Source organism: Bradyrhizobium sp. USDA 4501 (genome assembly GCF_054062115.1).
This window is the reverse complement of record NZ_JBSSEX010000001.1, coordinates 4,896,322-4,912,118: the sequence shown is the minus strand read 5'-3', so window position 1 is coordinate 4,912,118 and position 15,797 is coordinate 4,896,322. Positions and strand designations below refer to the sequence as shown.

Here is a 15,797-nt window from a genome sequence, read left to right as displayed (position 1 = left end):
GATCTCCGACAGGGTCGCGCCAGACCGGAGAAGCTCGGTAGCGAGACTGTGTCGGAAGATATGGGCGCCGCGGTGCGCGCAACCTTCGATTCCAACGCGATCGAGGGCGGCCTTGGCGATCATGGTGATCGCACATCCGGAAGCAAACCCGATGTGCGGCGCGAGTGTGCGGACGAACAACCGTCGGCACGACGACTTTGGGCGGCCACTGCGCAGATATGCAACGATGGCCGCACCAACGTCTGGCGGTATCGGCATCCGTGCACGCTGTCGGCCCTTGGCGCGAACGAGTATCTCGCTGGCGCGCCAGTCGCTTCGATGTCGGAAGTACCGCTCAACGACCTGCTCATCTAGATCAATCAGCTTATAGCGCCGGCCTGCGATCCAACTCAGCAGCCCGCCAACTACGTTGAGGCAATGCCACGCGCCGTGCCGAACGAGCCTCTCGTCGACGAGACGAACGGCGTAGCACTCGACGAGCCGTCCGTGCGGCCCGCTTCTGAGACGCCGGTACAGCCGGCTTCTGCCCAAGTACTCTTCAACTTCCATCTTCCTGTCCTCCGCTGTTGACAGCGGAGGCACAGAACGACTATGCCGAACCGACCAAACGCCGGTCAGCCAGAAATCTGGGAACGACCCGACTCGGCATAGTTCGGCGGGCGGCATAAACCGCCAAGCTCAACGACATCGATCCGCAGGCCTGGCTCGCCGACGTGCTGGCGCGCGTCAGCGATCATAATGCCAAGCGCTTGGATGAGCTCCTGCCCTGGAACTGGAAGGCTGCTACGGCCGAACTCGCCGCGTAGACCTACTCTGATCTCTTGCGTCAGCTGATGCGCCTGTACCGATAAAACGGCTTGATAGACCAGTCGACGAACCGTCCCTTGGAATCTGCCTCGAGAAGCTCCTTGAAGACCTTCGCGGGGACAGCCACGTAGTCATAGGTCGAGCCGCCCAGATATCGCACGCGTAGTGTTCGCCGCTCGCGATCATAACCGGCAGCTTCAATGCTCGACGAGCGCAACGGGCGCATCTGGATGGGACCAGATCGCCGCCTCGCCGAATTACCGTCCGCTGCCTTCACACCTGACTGCATCTAGATGATATGGCGATCCAACAAACCCTCGTCCACCAGTTCCCGGCCGATCCCCACCCCCACTGGGGCCTTCGCCGGACGGAGACCATTGGAAGACGACAACCTTCACTGCTGGCTTGCGCTCGGACGGTCTTGTTGCGCCGTTTGTGCTGGGCGGCCCCAAGGATGGAGATGCTTTCCTTGCCTACGTCGAACAACTGCTTGCGACATCGCTACGCCCTGGCGATACCGTCATCATGGACAATTTGCCCGCTCACAAAGTTCATGGCGTGCGAAAGGCCATCCAAGCGGTCGGAGCGAGCCTACTCCATCTCCCGCCATATGGTCCCGACTTCAATCCGATCGAATGGCCTTTTCCAAATTGAAGGCGCTGTTGCGCGCCGCCGACGGGGTGATCTCCGAGTCTGCTTCGGTTTGGACCATTAGGCTTAGAATGGACACAGTGCATACTGCTATCACGGAGCCAGTGCGGCGGCTCGAGGTCTTCACCGGAGCCGGCCGTCGGCGGAAGTGGAGCGACGAGGACAAGGCACGGATTCTCGCGGAGATCGTGACGAGTGGCGATTCGGTCTGCTCGGTAGCGCGAGGGCATGGATTGTCGCCGCAGCAGTTGTTTGGCTGGCGCCGTCAGTTGCGAGAAGCGGCGGGCGTACAGTTTGTGCCGACGGTGGTGGATGCCGTAGTGCCGACGCCCGCTCTTGGGCGTGAGCGCAAAGCGATGCGCTGCAAGGCCAGGGTGGATACCGGGGTCATCGAGATCGAAGTTGACGGCATCACGATCCGGGCCGGCCAACGGAGCGGAACCGACGATGATTGCGTCGATCGTCCAGGCGCAGAAGGCGAGCCGGTGATCGGTCCGTCGGGTGCGGTCCGGGTGATGGTGGCGACCAAACCGGTAGACTTCCGCAATTATGCGGAGCCCACGATTATGCGGAGCGTGCGGCGGGAAGTTGGTTCCCGCCGCGGTCTTCTCGCTTATTTCACTCCGCATAATTCGGCTTGCGTCCGGCCACATTCAGCATGGCCTGGAGCTTGTCTGGCGCCCGGAATCGACCGGGCGTCAGCATCGGCAGCGACATGGCGGCGAGCGCTTCGAGCTTCTCCGTCGGATCGGCGCGAAGGTAGACCTCGGTGCTTTGCAGGCTGGCGTGTCCGAGCCATAGCGAGACTTTCCGGACGTCGCGAGTCGCCTGAAGCATATGCATGGCGCAGGTATGGCGCAGTACGTGCGGACTGACGCCTTTGCCGGCGATCGACGGCGCCTTGCGAGCGGCGGCGGCGACATGCTTGGTCAGGATGTATTCAAAGCCCGAGCGGGTCATCGCCTGAGCACGGGCGTTGAAGAACAGCTCAGGAGCGTCGGTGACTGGGCGCACTTTGAGCCAAGCCTTCACAGCTGCAGCCGTTTGTTTCCAGAGCGGCAAGACACGTTCACGACCGCCCTTACCCATGATGTGCACGCCGGACATGGTCTGGCGGTCGATCTGATCGAGCCGGAGTCCGATGAGCTCCGACACGCGCATGCCTGCGGCGAAGGCCAAATGCAGCATGGCTCGATCACGGATGCCGCACACGGTGCTCGCGCCTGGCGCATCTAACAGAGCCTGGAGCTCGTCACGAGTGAGATAGCCGACGAGCGCCTGATCGGTCTTCTTCATCGGGATCGCATGGATCCGACGTGATTGATCGAGGCAGGATGGCGCCCTGTATTCCAGATAGCGGAAGAACGAGTTGACCGCAGCCAGCCGGGCATTGCGAGTTCGCGCCGAGTTGCCGCGCTGCTTCTCTCCAGGAATGCCAAGATCAGCGGCGCGTCAGCCGTTCGATCTCGATCTTCGATGGCTTGAGCCTGAGTCGACCGGCGGCAAGTTGGAGCAACAGCTGGAAGCTCTGGGCATACGCCTCGCAGGTATGCTGGCTCGCCCTGCGTTCTTTGGGCAGGTGCTCGCGCAGGAAGTTGCTCAGGTAGGGGGCGAGCGCAGTCACGCGGCGCCTCCAATGAGCAATGCCTCGTCGGCCTCGGCGATCTGGCCCATTAGGGTCGGCGTCACCTGCAAGTACCAATAGGTGTCGGTCACGTGGGCGTGGCCGAGGTAGGTGCTGAGCGCCACGATATGGCGGGCGATCGCAGCACGATCGTAGCCGCACTGCTCCAGCAAGCGGACAGCAAAGGTGTGGCGCAGATCGTGGATGCGCGGATCCCGCCCCGCGTAGGTGCCCCTGAGATTGGTACTGTCGAGAAGTTGTAGGAAGATACGTCGCACGGTGTTGTAGGGCAGCGACTGTCCGGCAACCGATACGAAGAGAGCACGATCTGTGGTGGTGAGCGACTGCCGAGTGAGCAGATATCCGTCGAGCGCCAGCCGAGCTGTTGCGTGAAGTGGCAACAGCCGGCTCTTCTGGAACTTAGTCTGTCGGACGACGAGCCCATCGGCAGTTACATCCTCGATCCGCAGCGCCAAAGCCTCCGCGATCCGCATGCCGGTAGCGGTGAGCAGGCCGAAGAGCGTTACATACATGGTCGGTCTGTCGAGCCTACCGGCGGGAGTGCCGCCGCAGCGCGAAGCAATCGTGCGATCTCGTCCGCACTATAGATATAAGTGCGTATTCCAGGGATGGTGATCAGCGATTTCAGGCGATCGTGATCACGGTTTCCAGACGATGGTGATCACTTGCGGAGGCGAACACGACTGACGTGTTGATGTGTGCTGGAAATGGTGTTCCTGGTCAAGACGGGCGGGAGGATTGGAGATCGTTCCGGCGGGCCATAGGAGGGGCCGGTGGGGCGATCGGGTGCGCGGTGGTCACGCTTTTGTCCTATCGTCGGCCCGACGACGCAGGCTATCGCCCTTGAGCTCGATGCGGTGCGCGTTGTGAATGATGCGGTCCAATATGGCGTCGCCGAGCGTGGGATCGCCGAACACGTGAGAGTGCCCCTATTTTGAGTGGGTCGTGTCTCACGTCACGATCACTGACCCGCATCATTTTCTTTTTGGGCACCGGCTTGGGGTGCTGAAGGAGCGGTCGGGGCGCGGTCCCGCCTACGTCGTTGTCACGCTACCGGACGGATGGCGGCGGGCGGTTCGGATCGCGTCGACGGACCTTGCCGAGACGATCACTTCCCGGCCGAGCGCCGCCGATCTGCCGCGCATCAGTGCACGTACGCTGATCCCATTGATGCAACATTTGAGCGCGAGTCTGAGCCTTCTCGACGAGAAGGTGATTCGCGATGACCCACCGACCGCTTCCAGGTTACGTTGCGTATCGACCCCTACCGACATTGGCAAATCCACCTGGCCGTCCGATGGCCGACATTCCGCGCCTGTGGCCGAATCTGTCGACCGCGACGCAAACCCAGATCGCTCAAACCCTCGCGACGCTGCTGCGACGAATGCAAGCGGTTTCCGGCACGCCCGGAAGGAGACTGGGTCGTGCTGATCAGCTTGAACGTCGCTGGCGAGCGGCTCACGACTGCGCACCGAGCCAAGTTGGCCTATGTCTACGTGCGGCAGTCATCCGTGAACCAGGTGCGCCAGCCAGGAGAGCTCGCCGCCGATTGGACTCGTCTGGAGAATGAAGAACCAATCGAAGCTTAAGCGACCTCCCCGATGCTGTGGACGCACGCGACACAGTCAATCAGTCATGTTCGCACCTTGGTCTCAAGGCGGCGCCGACCTTCCTCGATTGCGCCGGACCAATGGCCGAACCGTTCCTGGACGACAACTTCGAACGATGGATACCACAGTGACTTGCCATCTGCCTGCGCCCAATACCAAGGATAGCCGCGCGGCAGGAAAACCACGCCGGGAACGGCAAGCGCTCCGGCGATGTGGAGGGCGAAGCTGTCGGGGCCGATCACGGCGTCGAGATTGGCGATCGCAGCGATCATTTCCGCAGGACTCTCGATATGCACGCCAGCATCGATGGGACGACTCCATCGTTTCATGTCATGCCGTTGCGCGCCACTCATCAAACTGACAGGCGTGACGGAGTTTGGAGTCGCAGCTGCGACTTGCTCCATCGATAGGCCAAGCACGCCCCCCTCCCACACGATGCCCACCAGAGGCCTTGCGAACCCGGCCAATGCATCCCGCCATTTGGTGAGCAGTTTGGCCCCGGGGCGAAGGTAGGGAATGCCACCGGCAATGTTGCGGGCGTCGGTCGGCAGAATGCGCAATAATGATTGCAGCGGCATGGCCGAGATCGCGGGCCCTGCTTCGTCCAAAATCACCTGCTCGGCGAGGTTGGTAAGAAGAGCCTGATGACGTGGCTGCGCAACCACATGCACATCTTGCGGGCTCGGCAGCCGACACAAGAGACGAGCGAGTGCGATGAACTCAAGGGCGCCCATCGTCGGCGGCACGACTATCCGCCTCACAGGTGCCAAGACGGATGGCTCGGGCATCGGGAAGCGGCCGAGCGTCAGCTCAAGCGTAGTCTGTAGAGACTTCGCTGCTTCATTCTCAGGTCGTTTGTGCAGGACGTGGCTGACAAGCTCGAGGGCTTCACCGAACCGGCCAACGAGCTGTAAGACACGTGCCAGCGCAAGCGTGGCTGAGGGTTCAGATTTGCGAGTGCGAACGAATTGCGTCAGTTGCGCAATGCCTCGGTCCGCCTCACCCTTGGCAATGGTAACGCGGGCCAAGATTTCGCGGGCTCCAACATGAGCCGGTACATAGGCGAGCAACTTCTTGCAGATGGCTTCCGCTTGCTGCCACAGTCCAGTTGCGGCGCGGCAATAAGCCAGATGCAAGAGCCCAGCTATATCGAGCGGGGCGCGCAGATGCGCGCGCTCGGCAAGGCTGAGCGCCTCGTCGAAGCAGCTGCGTTCGAGCATGACGACCGATAAGTTGCGTAGCGTATCGGGATCGTCTGGAGCAATCTCAGTGGCACGAAGGAGTACGGCCTCAGCCGCCGAGCTGTGGCCCAAAGCGAACTCGATGGCGCCGAGTTGAAGGAGGGCCCGCGCATTGCCAGGCTCGTGTTGAACAACGGTCTCGGTCATCGCACGGGCTTTCGCAACATCGCCGCGGCTCAGCAAAGCATGAGCGAGCGCCAGCTTGATCTCCTCGTTGCGCGGGGCGAGAGCCGCCGCGCGTTCGAGGCAGATCACCGCCTCGTCAGCACGGCCGAGCAATCTGTGTGCGATGCCGAGATTAGTGGTGAGGCCTGCATGTTCGGGGTAAACGGTCGCCGCTTCAGCTAGCATGTCGAACGCAAACTCGGTTCGCCTCCGCGCAAGCGCCAGAGCGGCCCTTGCATTGAGCGTATCCGGATCGCTTGTGTCGACGAGCCCATCCAGTAGCGCCTCCGCCTCCTCGAGCCGGCCAGCCGCAATAAACTCCCGGACCGTTCTAACCCGGTCTTGCCGGTTCGGAGCCCGCATGCCAGTCGACAGCATCTCGTTATGCAACCGTGACGCGTTTGCCGTCGAGGCGGAGATCCTCGCTCACCGCGATTACTTTGCTGTGGGCCGTCTCGGAGGCAATGCCGGTCACCCTAATGACCTGAGTTTCGGTCCGCAATGAATCGAGACGCTCGATCACCGCGACGCGCTCGACCGCCTTCACCGTAAGCTGCTCGGCGCTCGCTTCCTGAATCCGCGCCGAGGATTGGACACGCTCGGCAATTAGCGTGTAGAGCTTCCCGATCCACGTGGCTTTATTCGCGAGCACGGCAAACACCTTAGCTTGCAGATCGATGCCATCGGCGCGTAAGGACAGGCGCCGGCGCGCGGCGAGAGTGACGGTTTCGCCCTCAATCGACATTTTGCGACCCCCGGGCAGGCGGACCATGCCACCACCGGAAGCCGCCCGCTCGAGCACGGTCACGACGAAGACTTGCTCGACCTCGGCGAAGAGCAACACCATGTCCTGTGGCATCGGCCGGACCAGGCAGCCAACAGCCACTGTCGCCGTGTGACGAGCGCCAGCGAGTTCGACCTCCACCGCGGTGCCATCGTCGCTGACCGACACGACGCGGGCCGAATGTTGTCCAGGTTCAAGCAAACGCTCGGAAATTGCCAATATGTCGGTGTTTGTAGCGTGGATCGGCATTGCCATCATTGCTCTCCAGCCCGCTACAAGAAATTTACCAGCCGCTTTTGTATGACTTCCTCATTGCCCGTACTGGACATGATCTCAGCTCTTCGAGCCAAAAGCTTGTGCTGTTCCGCATTCAATTGCCCCTTTCTCAATTCTTCTTCTGTTATCGACACGCTGGTCTTGCAGAGTTTCATGTCGCGACCGACCGACTTAAAGTCTTCAACGGGAGCGAGCTTAAAGTCGCTAGTCCTGAGAATCTTGGTAGCACTGTCGGCCGACTTGAAGTCAGGTCCAAAAACATGCTTGGTCGAGCTTCCAATCACTTGCTTGGTGTCGCTTCCTTCGACAACGTCAAGTTTGTTACCGATCGTGATAGAACTCATATCGCTCAGATTGAATGAACATTCGCGGGAGAGCTTGAAGGTGAACGCTTCTCCATAAAACATGCATACGTTCGTGGCCATCGTCAGCGTAGTCGCTGCGCCTCTCATGCAGGTGAATTTGGTGCCTTGAAACAGTTCCTTGGTGTCACCCATCGTCTCTTTTTCCGAGTTACCAACGGTCCTTTCCAACTTGTGGCCGTTGTTGATGAACTTGACGCGGTTTGAGGCCGTTAGGATGATGTCCGCGGGCGTCCCATTGGCGCCAGCGCTGATGGAGACGCCATTCTCGGCGGAGATCTCATAAGTACCTTTCGGGACATTGAGCTGGGAGTTGCCATTCGTGACCTCGGTGGTCTGCCCGCGACCGATTTTCAGCAGCGCAGCGCCTTCGACATTTGCCTGGAAGTCCCTGTTGGTGAAGGCAAGTATGCCTGCGTTGTCGCTTTCATGTTTGCTAACCGCCGCCGGATCGTCAGCCGTCGTGAGACCCGTGACAATGCTTGCCTCTTCGCCCGAATAAGAGCCGAGGCGCAGATAACTCGACTTGGTAAACGGAGAGGACGGGGTTTCTGGAACGACCACTCGCGTATAGGCATTTGGCATAGCAGGTTTCCATTGTCGTATGGAGGTCGGCACGTTAGCGTTGGGCCATCAAGCGGGTCTGAGAGGGCGATATCGAAAGTCCGAATGCGTTGGGATTCGCACCATTCTGCTTGGTCGGCATCCCCATTTTGGTGGCTGGGGACCCTCCAATTGACAAATTGTCCGACCCGGCGTTGGCGCGGCCCGGACCCATGACAAGTCCAGAGATGACGCCGAGGGCCACACCAGCGTTGTCGCCCATCGAGGTCGCGCGTTCGGTCGTCATGTTGTGTGCAGGCATACACATGATCAGGCACCGGGACTGACCGGGAATGGCCGTCGTGCTCATACTGACGTTTGGATAGGGGATCGGCACGACCGCAGGACCGGAGGGCGTATTGCAGACATCGGGAAACGCATGATCCTCCCCCAACATCGGGCCACTTGAATTGACAAAAGTCATTTGTTTAGCGCACTCCGTTGAAAGGGATGACCCGGCTTGCATCGTAGAGTTCGGCGATGGCGCGTTCAGGTACAGTCGGCAGGGCACTCCCGCGCTGGGCCACGAACAGACCACCTTCAGTCGACGCGCAATGAAAATCAGTGCGCAGAAAACGCGAGCCGGAAAAGTCGCTGCCGTCGACCTTGGCGTGGTGCATCAGTGCATAGGACATGTCGGCGCCGGCAAACGAGGCGAACTTGGCCGATGCCCGTGTGAAAACGGACATCGCCAGTTTTGCGCCCGATAGATCGCAGCCGTCGAGGCTCGCCTCTTGGAAGATGCATTGCGTCAAATCGGCATTGCGGAAACTTGCGGCCCGCAGGTTAGCCCTGACGAACAGTGTGCTCGGGGCGATCGCGCTGGAGAGGTCAGCACCAACCAGACTCGCGTCGCTCAAAACCGAGCCGGAGAGGTCGACGCCGGACAGGTTTGTGCGGTTCAGCTTGGCGCCGCTCAGGTTCGCTCGTGCAAACGTCAGTCCGGAGAGATCCCGCTCCGACAGATCGCATTCCGAGAAATGGATCGTGTCGCAACGCAGACCCGTGATCTGTGCACTACGCAAATCGGCCTGCGTTATGGCGGCGTTGGAAAGCGTGGCGTTGTTGAGGACGATATCAGCAAGCCCACAATCCATGAGAGCGCTTTGAGTTAGGGTGGCCCCGCGCAGAATGGTGTGGGCCAACACGCAACGCATCACTGTCGTCTGGCTGAACCCCGTCTCGCTGAAGTCACCATGGCTGAAATCTGATGATATGAACGTCGATTGGGTGACGCGCGCCCGCTGCCAGTTGGAGCCGCCAGCGCGGCAACTGGCGAACACGCATTTTTCGAGGCAAGCGTCGGCGAAGGCAGCGTCGCTGAAGTCACAGTCCTGAAACATCATGCCGGTGAGGCGGGCACGTGTGAATTCGCTGCCGCGAAAGGAAGAACTCAGCACAACGCCATCGTTCAGACTCAGCCCGGATAGCATCTGGCCATCGAGCTGGGCTTTGCGTACGGGGACCTTATGGTCGATCGCCTGCAATAACACATCTATTGACATGGCCCGTGACCATCATGACGGTGCGGCCGATATTTGCGTTGCTCAAGTCGGCCGCGATCAGGGAGGCATCCATCAGGTCCGCGCCATAGAGATTTGCATGGCGCAGGCTGGCACCAGCCAAGTCGGTCCGATTGAGATGTGCCTCGAGCAAGTTGGCCGCATAGAAATCGGTGCCGCGCAGATCGTTGCCACTGAAGACCGCGCGTTTCAGCGATGCCATTCGGAAGGTGGCGCGCGCGAGCGCCGACTTGCCGAAATAGACCCCGTTTAGTCTGGCCATCGTGAAGTCGGCGCCGCTGAGATCGGCTGCCTGAAAGGAGAGCCCCTCGGCGCTGCTGCGGCCGAAGCGGGCGTCGCGCAGATCGATGTCGCCGATGAAGCTGACTTGGTCAAATTGGGAGCTCGAGAGATCGAGTTGGGGCGCTGCCACCTTGAGAAAGCAGGTTTGCTCGACTCGCGCGCCAGCAAAGCTCGCGCCAGATAACGATAAATCCATGAATTGTCCGCGCGCAAGGACAGCTTGCCGCCAAACGGTGTTGTCGAGGGCAGCTTGGATGAAGGAGCATTGATGTAGTTTCGCAGAACGGAAGGTTGCCCCGATCATCGGTACCCGCAAAACTTGCAGCTCGACAAGCCGTGCCTGGTCGAAGCATGCGCCTACCATGCGCGCGCCGAGAACGTTGGTGCGCACAAGCTGGCTGCCTGCGAAATGCGTTTCGCGGCAGTCGGCTTCACCGAGATTGGCTTCGCTAAGATCGGTCGCGCTGAAATCGGCGTTAATGAGCGTTGCCCCGGTCAGTACGGCTTTCACTAGTTTTGCGCCAGCCAGGTTGGCCCCGTTCAGCTTTGCGCGTTCAAGAAAGGTGCCGGAGAAGTCCGCGTTCGCGAATTGTCGCCCGGAGAGGTCGGCGCCGGCGAGATCCCGACCAGCAATCGTGCCGCCGCGCCGGAACTCTTCTTCCGCCAGATCCCCCAGCGCATGCGCGACGGCCGGTGCCAGCATCGGGTCAGGCTTGAGCGCCTTGAGTGAGGCGCGCCTTGTCGCAGCCATGCCCGCTGCCAGCAGACCTTCCGCTTTGTCGATCTCGGTTCGCAGGACAGTCAATGCTCTCGCAGATTCCGTTTTCGCCGAGGCGATCCCTGCCTCGGGATCAGCAACGTTTGCCGTTCGATCCGGCGCATTCAAAGCCCCGAGTGGCTCGCGGTCATCGGATGGCGCAGGAATGGCTCTTCTGAGCGCTGCTTCAGCATCAACGAGCGCCGTACGCGCGCGTTGAGCGGAGTCAGGCGGTGTACCAGAGGCCTCGATCCGTGCCAGTATTTCGTCAAAAACCGAGCGTTGCGGCGCCTCGGGCCTAACGTCCCGCGCTTCTTCGGGCAGTACCAGCCCCGGAACATCCGGAACTGAAAATGCGTTATCTGATATCGCCCCGCGTATCGGCTCTAGCGGTCGTCCAGCCGGCAAGTTAAAGAAACGAGCATGGGCAAAGTTCGAGTTGCTCATGCTCATCAAGCGATGAGCTTACCGCGTCAAGGATTTCGCCACGCCAGTGTTTCGCGCGTGCGAGCTTGTCTTCGATATCGCCGATGAGGGCCGGATCGGTGTCCGCTAGCGCTGGCAATGCCGGAGCTTGCTCAAAGTGTGCGTCCAACGACTCCGCCGCATCCGCGGAGGAGAGCGCGGCAAACAAGGCGTCGACATCGCTCGATACAGCGTTTCCACTGGCGACCTTCTCATAGGCCGCGTGTATAGGTTGATATTGAGCTTCGAGCTTCTCGACATCGGATTCTGCCTTGGCCTGCACCTTCCCCACAGCGTCGAGAATCTCGGCCAATTCGATCTCGCCGCTCTCGAGTTCCTCCGGTAACAGTTCCGGAACACCCGATGGTTCAATCGACGATATCTCGATCGTCGGGCGCAGCGAAGGCGGAAGCTCAACGCGCGCGAGCTCCTGATCGAGGGCCCAGCGCATGGAGGCGAGCTGCCGAGCCGCGCGCTGTTCGGCCTGATCCCGACGCCGCGCTGCGCGGCGTTCGCGCTCGACAGCCGAAATCTCAGGGGTAAGTTGATGTTCCGAAAAGGCATGCCGTGCGGCGCTCGCCGGGTCGAGCCGCAGCTGCCGAACATTCAGATAATGATCGAACGGCCGCGCGGGGTCGCTTTGTTGCTCGTAAGCGACCATAATGTCGCCAATGTCGCTGCCATCCAATTCGTGCACGGCGATCGCGGCGCGGTAGATCATGACGCCACGGCGGGCTCCGGCGAACAGCCACAGGGTATCGATGCGCGTCTGCAGTTCAGTGACGCCACGCGTCGGATCGCGCCAGCCGATGAAGCACCGCACGCGAAAGGCGGGCAGTCGGCCTTCGATCAACGGATGCTTGGCGGAGAAGTTCTGCAGCGCGTAGGGTTCTCCGCCGCAGATGAAGCCGCTCATGCGTTGGTCTGGCGGAGCGAACAGAAAAAGCCGCGGATCGGCGTCGGTCGCGAGCGCGGGGGCAACTGATTTCAGCCAGGCGGTGTCATAGGTGCCCGCGTATTGTAAGCGCTCCTTATCGTCAACCGCAATTGGTCCGAAGGTTGCGGATGGCGCGGTAGAGTCAATCAACTGAATCGCATGCTCGGGGCTCTCTACGTTGGGCAGGGCCACAAGTTCGCCGGCCCTACTGCGGCGGAGCGCGTCATGGCCGACGCCGATCCGGTTCGCTGCGTAGCCTGGCCCGCCAAACGCGCGTTGCCGCGTTAGCGGCATTTGCTTGAACGGTTGTACGGCTGTCGGTCGCCAGCCGGACCCTGTCATCTGCCAATAGCGGTCGCCGGTCACCAGAAGATGCTTCTGGATCGGCCCGAGTGCAAAGCCCAACATCATGCGCTCGGTTGGCCGACCGATAGGCGCCGCCGCATGTCCACCGATGAGCAGTTCGGCTTGCGGCTTGGGCATGCCGATGTCGAGAGGGGTGCCGAGCGGAAGCTCCTTCGCGGCCATGACCCAAAGCTCCTGCTCGCCTTGCAAACGATCTGCGCGCGGCTTGGCGAGGTCGAACATCGCGAAGACCGAAATGATGAGGCTAGCCCCTGGAGGACGACGCTCGCATTTGGTCAACAGACCCAGTGTGCGGGGCTTTACAAGAACGGGCATGAAGCCTGCCAAGACGTTTTTCGTCCCCACCAATATCTCTCGAGCGTGACAGACTGTCGGTCCCACGATGCAAACGCGTCTTCATGTCCCATACCAAATTTGGTAGGCAGCCGTTTAGCTCCGCGTTGCGTAAACGGTCGTTCGCGCGGCAAAGGTTGATATTCGAAGCAGCCGCGAGACCAGAGTGCGGCTCACCGAAGAATTAAAGCCGTTTTGTCTGCGAAGAATCGGTGCTTCGTGGCCGTCGGTAAGTTGCTCGTTAGACGAAGCCGTTGATGCGGTGGACGCGGGGTAGACGCATTCGTCTTGCGACTCAGCAAGGGCGTGCGTGGGACGCCCTCGAGGCGGCTCGCTACATCTATCCCAGCCGAGTGCACACGAAATCACCGAGTCCGATCGACGGTCCGGCCAGAAATCTTCGGCGACCAACCTTTGCAAATTGATCGATGCCCGGCAAAGCGGCAGATCAGACGGCAAGGATAACTTGTGAATCTCGTCATCGTATCGAACCGGGTTGCCGGTAGCGACGTCAATCAACCCAAAACAGGCGGGCTTGAGGCGGCCCTTGCTGCCGTGGTGCAACAGTCCGGGGCAATCTGGGTGGGGCCGAGGCGCCCGTCGGAGGCCGATCCGGCCCTCATACCGCTCGGCGGAGGCTGGCTCGTGAGGGTGGATCTGCCGGTCGAAGATTATCGCCGCTATTATGAGGGCTTTGCCAATTCCGAACTGTGGCCGGCATTACATTCGCTGACAAACCGGATCTTCTCATCGGAAGACAACTATAACAGCTACCGCAAAATCAACGCTCTGATGGCAAAAGCGCTCCTCAAGTACAGTGACCGGGACGCGTTCTGGGTGCATGATTATCATTTCCTGCCGCTCGGTGCTGAGTTGCGTGATCGTGGCGTCCAACAGCCGATCGGGTTCTTCCTACACACGCCGTGGCCGGCGCCCCACGTGCAACTATTACCGCATCATCGCGAACTGGTCGAATCTATGCTCGCTTATGATTTGATAGGCTTTCAGACCGACGAGGATCGGCAGAATTTCCTTGCCTGTGTCCGTGCCGATCTCGAGCTCACGCCTGATGAAAATGATGTGGTGATTTCCCGCAATGGCCGCGTAACAAGATGCCAAGTATTTCCGATCGGCATAGATACAGACAGATTTGCACAATATGCTGCAGACGCAGGATCGAATGCCGATGCCTTGTTGCTATTGCAAGGTCTCGATCGTGAGAAACTTGCTGTCGGAGTCGACCGGCTTGACTACACCAAGGGTCTCGACAATCGCGTTCGGGCAATCGATCACCGTTTGAACAAGGAACCGCGTAGCATCTCGCTTTTGCAGATCGCGACCACCTCACGATCCGGCATCAAGAGCTACGATGACTATCAGAACGATGTCGCGGCTCTTGTCGAGGACGTCAACGCTCGCCATGGCGCGGACGGCTGGATGCCTATCCGCCACGAAACGAAGCCTCAGAGTCAGGCAGTGCTCGCCGCCCTCTACCGCGCCGCACGTGTCGGCTTGGTAACATCGTTGCGTGACGGGATGAATCTCGTAGCGAAAGAATATGTTGCCGCGCAAGATGGCAGCAATCCCGGCGTGCTGATCTTGTCGAAATTTGTCGGCGCGGCAAAGGAACTCGACGGGGCGCTGCTCATCGAGCCCAACGACATCGAAGACATAGCAGACAAGATTTCGATCGCATTTTCAATGTCGCCGGCCGAGCGTATCTGCCGCTGGAAGAAGATGATGGCAAAGCTTCGAGCGTATCCCATCCAGAAGTGGTCGGCGCACTTTATCTCCGAGTTGGAGAAGATTCGGACCGAGAAACTCGCAAGACAGAGCCGGCGGGATGTGGGAGGGTCCAGCAGCTCAAAACACAAGATCGAGGGAAAATTGGCCGGAGGAGCTGGCCGTTTTGACCTGCCGCGGCAGTTGGCATGCCCAGCATTCGGTCTGCGAGCTAGGAGATTAAATGATGATTTCACCCACATCGTAGGCTTGGGCTGGAACCACGGTCCTCAAGCGGCTCCAGACATCCTGCTCGGCGCGTTGAATAGCGTAGATGCCTTCCCGAGGCCGTACCAGCCCACGACAGATATTTACATCCATGGTCATCCGTACATGGCACAGTTGGCTGCAGGCATGACGGAAGCGACAGCCTACAATCCGTTCGGCGTCAGGGTTATCCTCATACCTCGACTTAAGGGCGGCTGAACGGAAGTGGCTTGTCATTGGCTCTTCTTGCTTGAACCCTCGGCCGGCGATTTCACCAGACGCGGGTTCGTTGCCGAGCTTGCCGGACGCGGCTTGAGGGTCGACTACCACTCGGTGTGGGACTTCGTGCATGCCGAGAAGCTCAGCTTCAAAAAAAAGCGTGGCGGCTGGCGAACGCGACCGTCCCGAGGTGGCGCGGCGGCGAGCCCAGCGGGCAAAGTATCAAAGTCGCGTCGAGGCTGAGCGGCTGGTCTTGATCGAGAGACCTGGACGCCGACCGATATGGCCCCCTTGCCGGGGAAGGGCGTCGCGCGGGCGCAGACTCCGCGCCAACGTTCCCAGTTGGAAGACCATGACCTTCCTGGCAGCGCTGCGCCACGACCGGACCGATTCGCCATGGTTCATCGAGGGGCCGATCGATGGCGAGAGCTTTCGGACCTACGTCGAGAAGGTTCTCCCGCCGACCTTGCGGCCCGGTGATATCGTCGTCATGAACATCCCGGCAGACATAAAAGCAAGATCGTGCGGCGATCCGCTCCGCCGGAGCCAAGCTGCTCTTCCTGCCCAAATACTCACCCGACCTGAACCCGTCTCATCGGGAAGGCCGTCGCGCGAATCCGTCGACACAGTCTGCGCAGCCATCGGAGAAGTTCCGACGGCATTCACTTCAGAAGAATGCGCCAACTATCTCAAAACGCCGGTTATCAAACCTAGTGCCATGACGCTTTAACAGAGCATGTTCGCGCGGCGTGACGACGAAATCGAGGCCCTGATTCACGTCG

13 protein-coding genes and 6 pseudogenes are annotated in these 15,797 nt (G+C 60.3%); 6 read left to right on the top strand and 13 right to left on the bottom strand.

The features are described 5' to 3' along the window. Positions 1 to 18 precede the first annotated feature (18 nt). A pseudogene (locus ACVWZM_RS22320) lies at positions 19 to 258 on the bottom strand (integrase); the annotation flags it as partial. A 410-nt stretch (positions 259 to 668) separates the two neighbouring features. Here ACVWZM_RS22320 and ACVWZM_RS22315 point away from each other — a divergent pair. Further along, positions 669 to 806: pseudogene (locus ACVWZM_RS22315) on the top strand (transposase domain-containing protein); the annotation flags it as partial. A gap of 20 nt (positions 807 to 826) precedes the next feature. On the opposite strand, the gene ACVWZM_RS22310 reads toward ACVWZM_RS22315, so the two are convergent. Continuing rightward, positions 827 to 1,033, bottom strand: a complete 207-nt coding sequence (locus ACVWZM_RS22310; protein WP_456854810.1) for a KTSC domain-containing protein — start codon at positions 1,031 to 1,033, stop codon at positions 827 to 829. Positions 1,034 to 1,182: 149 nt separating this feature from the next. Here ACVWZM_RS22310 and ACVWZM_RS22305 point away from each other — a divergent pair. Beyond that, positions 1,183 to 1,478 (top strand): annotated as a pseudogene (locus ACVWZM_RS22305) (transposase); the annotation flags it as partial. Positions 1,479 to 1,529: 51 nt separating this feature from the next. After that, a pseudogene (locus ACVWZM_RS22300) lies at positions 1,530 to 1,688 on the top strand (transposase); the annotation flags it as partial. Between the two features lie 388 nt (positions 1,689 to 2,076). Here ACVWZM_RS22300 and ACVWZM_RS22295 read toward each other — a convergent pair. The 4 genes and pseudogenes from ACVWZM_RS22295 to ACVWZM_RS22280 form a co-directional block, all read right to left on the bottom strand. Then, complete coding sequence (locus tag ACVWZM_RS22295) at positions 2,077 to 2,754, bottom strand: tyrosine-type recombinase/integrase (RefSeq protein WP_456854808.1); 678 nt, start codon at positions 2,752 to 2,754, stop codon at positions 2,077 to 2,079. 145 nt (positions 2,755 to 2,899) lie between these two features. Further along, on the bottom strand, positions 2,900 to 3,082 hold the full coding sequence (locus ACVWZM_RS22290; protein ID WP_456854806.1) for a hypothetical protein: 183 nt from the start codon (positions 3,080 to 3,082) through the stop codon (positions 2,900 to 2,902). Further along, positions 3,079 to 3,615: a tyrosine-type recombinase/integrase gene (locus ACVWZM_RS22285; RefSeq protein WP_456854804.1), complete on the bottom strand. Its 537-nt coding sequence runs from the start codon at positions 3,613 to 3,615 to the stop codon at positions 3,079 to 3,081. Before ACVWZM_RS22285 ends, ACVWZM_RS22290 begins: the two co-directional genes overlap by 4 nt. 285 nt (positions 3,616 to 3,900) lie before the next feature. Next, a pseudogene (locus ACVWZM_RS22280) lies at positions 3,901 to 4,020 on the bottom strand (ATP-binding protein); the annotation flags it as partial. A gap of 507 nt (positions 4,021 to 4,527) precedes the next feature. On the opposite strand from ACVWZM_RS22280, the gene ACVWZM_RS22275 reads away from it, so the two are divergent. Next, positions 4,528 to 4,692 carry a hypothetical protein gene (locus tag ACVWZM_RS22275; protein WP_456854802.1) on the top strand — a complete coding sequence of 55 codons (165 nt, stop codon included), beginning with the start codon at positions 4,528 to 4,530 and terminating at the stop codon, positions 4,690 to 4,692. A 44-nt stretch (positions 4,693 to 4,736) separates the two neighbouring features. Here the strand turns inward: ACVWZM_RS22275 and ACVWZM_RS22270 are convergent, their stop codons facing one another. The 7 genes from ACVWZM_RS22270 to ACVWZM_RS22240 are packed head-to-tail and all read right to left on the bottom strand — an operon-like array spanning position 4,737 to position 12,801. Continuing rightward, positions 4,737 to 6,497 carry a tetratricopeptide repeat protein gene (locus ACVWZM_RS22270; protein WP_456854800.1) on the bottom strand — a complete coding sequence of 587 codons (1,761 nt, stop codon included), beginning with the start codon at positions 6,495 to 6,497 and terminating at the stop codon, positions 4,737 to 4,739. A 4-nt stretch (positions 6,498 to 6,501) separates the two neighbouring features. Beyond that, positions 6,502 to 7,161 (bottom strand): DUF3540 domain-containing protein, encoded by a 660-nt coding sequence (locus ACVWZM_RS22265; protein WP_456854799.1) that lies wholly within the window; start codon positions 7,159 to 7,161, stop codon positions 6,502 to 6,504. A gap of 14 nt (positions 7,162 to 7,175) precedes the next feature. After that, a complete protein-coding gene (locus tag ACVWZM_RS22260) occupies positions 7,176 to 8,126 on the bottom strand; it encodes a hypothetical protein (RefSeq protein ID WP_456854797.1) in 951 nt (316 codons plus the stop codon). Between the two features lie 34 nt (positions 8,127 to 8,160). Next, positions 8,161 to 8,568 (bottom strand): DUF4150 domain-containing protein, encoded by a 408-nt coding sequence (locus ACVWZM_RS22255; protein ID WP_456854795.1) that lies wholly within the window; start codon positions 8,566 to 8,568, stop codon positions 8,161 to 8,163. A gap of 4 nt (positions 8,569 to 8,572) precedes the next feature. Further along, on the bottom strand, positions 8,573 to 9,631 hold the full coding sequence (locus ACVWZM_RS22250; RefSeq protein ID WP_456854793.1) for a pentapeptide repeat-containing protein: 1,059 nt from the start codon (positions 9,629 to 9,631) through the stop codon (positions 8,573 to 8,575). Next, the gene (locus tag ACVWZM_RS22245) at positions 9,612 to 11,153 is read right to left on the bottom strand and encodes a pentapeptide repeat-containing protein (RefSeq protein WP_456854791.1); all 1,542 of its coding nucleotides are present in this window, start codon (positions 11,151 to 11,153) and stop codon (positions 9,612 to 9,614) included. Before ACVWZM_RS22245 ends, ACVWZM_RS22250 begins: the two co-directional genes overlap by 20 nt. Continuing rightward, a complete protein-coding gene (locus tag ACVWZM_RS22240) occupies positions 11,116 to 12,801 on the bottom strand; it encodes a DUF2169 family type VI secretion system accessory protein (RefSeq protein WP_456854789.1) in 1,686 nt (561 codons plus the stop codon). Before ACVWZM_RS22240 ends, ACVWZM_RS22245 begins: the two co-directional genes overlap by 38 nt. Before the next feature lie 474 nt (positions 12,802 to 13,275). On the opposite strand from ACVWZM_RS22240, the gene ACVWZM_RS22235 reads away from it, so the two are divergent. Together ACVWZM_RS22235 and ACVWZM_RS22230 are read left to right on the top strand one after the other, a co-directional pair. Further along, positions 13,276 to 15,015 carry an alpha,alpha-trehalose-phosphate synthase (UDP-forming) gene (locus ACVWZM_RS22235; protein ID WP_456854787.1) on the top strand — a complete coding sequence of 580 codons (1,740 nt, stop codon included), beginning with the start codon at positions 13,276 to 13,278 and terminating at the stop codon, positions 15,013 to 15,015. Positions 15,016 to 15,057: 42 nt separating this feature from the next. Next, a pseudogene (locus ACVWZM_RS22230) lies at positions 15,058 to 15,745 on the top strand (transposase); the annotation flags it as partial. Positions 15,746 to 15,797: the final 52 nt, after the last annotated feature.

Excerpts from the sequence above, each read along its gene's own strand:
- ACVWZM_RS22310 (WP_456854810.1), bottom strand. The coding sequence starts at position 1,033 with ATGCGCCCGTTGCGCTCGTCGAGCATTGAAGCTGCCGGTTATGATCGC.
- ACVWZM_RS22265 (WP_456854799.1), bottom strand. The coding sequence starts at position 7,161 with ATGATGGCAATGCCGATCCACGCTACAAACACCGACATATTGGCAATT.
- ACVWZM_RS22260 (WP_456854797.1), bottom strand. The coding sequence starts at position 8,126 with ATGCCAAATGCCTATACGCGAGTGGTCGTTCCAGAAACCCCGTCCTCT.
- ACVWZM_RS22270 (WP_456854800.1), bottom strand. The coding sequence starts at position 6,497 with ATGCTGTCGACTGGCATGCGGGCTCCGAACCGGCAAGACCGGGTTAGA.
- ACVWZM_RS22245 (WP_456854791.1), bottom strand. The coding sequence starts at position 11,153 with ATGAGCAACTCGAACTTTGCCCATGCTCGTTTCTTTAACTTGCCGGCT.
- ACVWZM_RS22295 (WP_456854808.1), bottom strand. The coding sequence starts at position 2,754 with ATGAAGAAGACCGATCAGGCGCTCGTCGGCTATCTCACTCGTGACGAG.
- ACVWZM_RS22285 (WP_456854804.1), bottom strand. The coding sequence starts at position 3,615 with ATGTATGTAACGCTCTTCGGCCTGCTCACCGCTACCGGCATGCGGATC.
- ACVWZM_RS22255 (WP_456854795.1), bottom strand. The coding sequence starts at position 8,568 with ATGACTTTTGTCAATTCAAGTGGCCCGATGTTGGGGGAGGATCATGCG.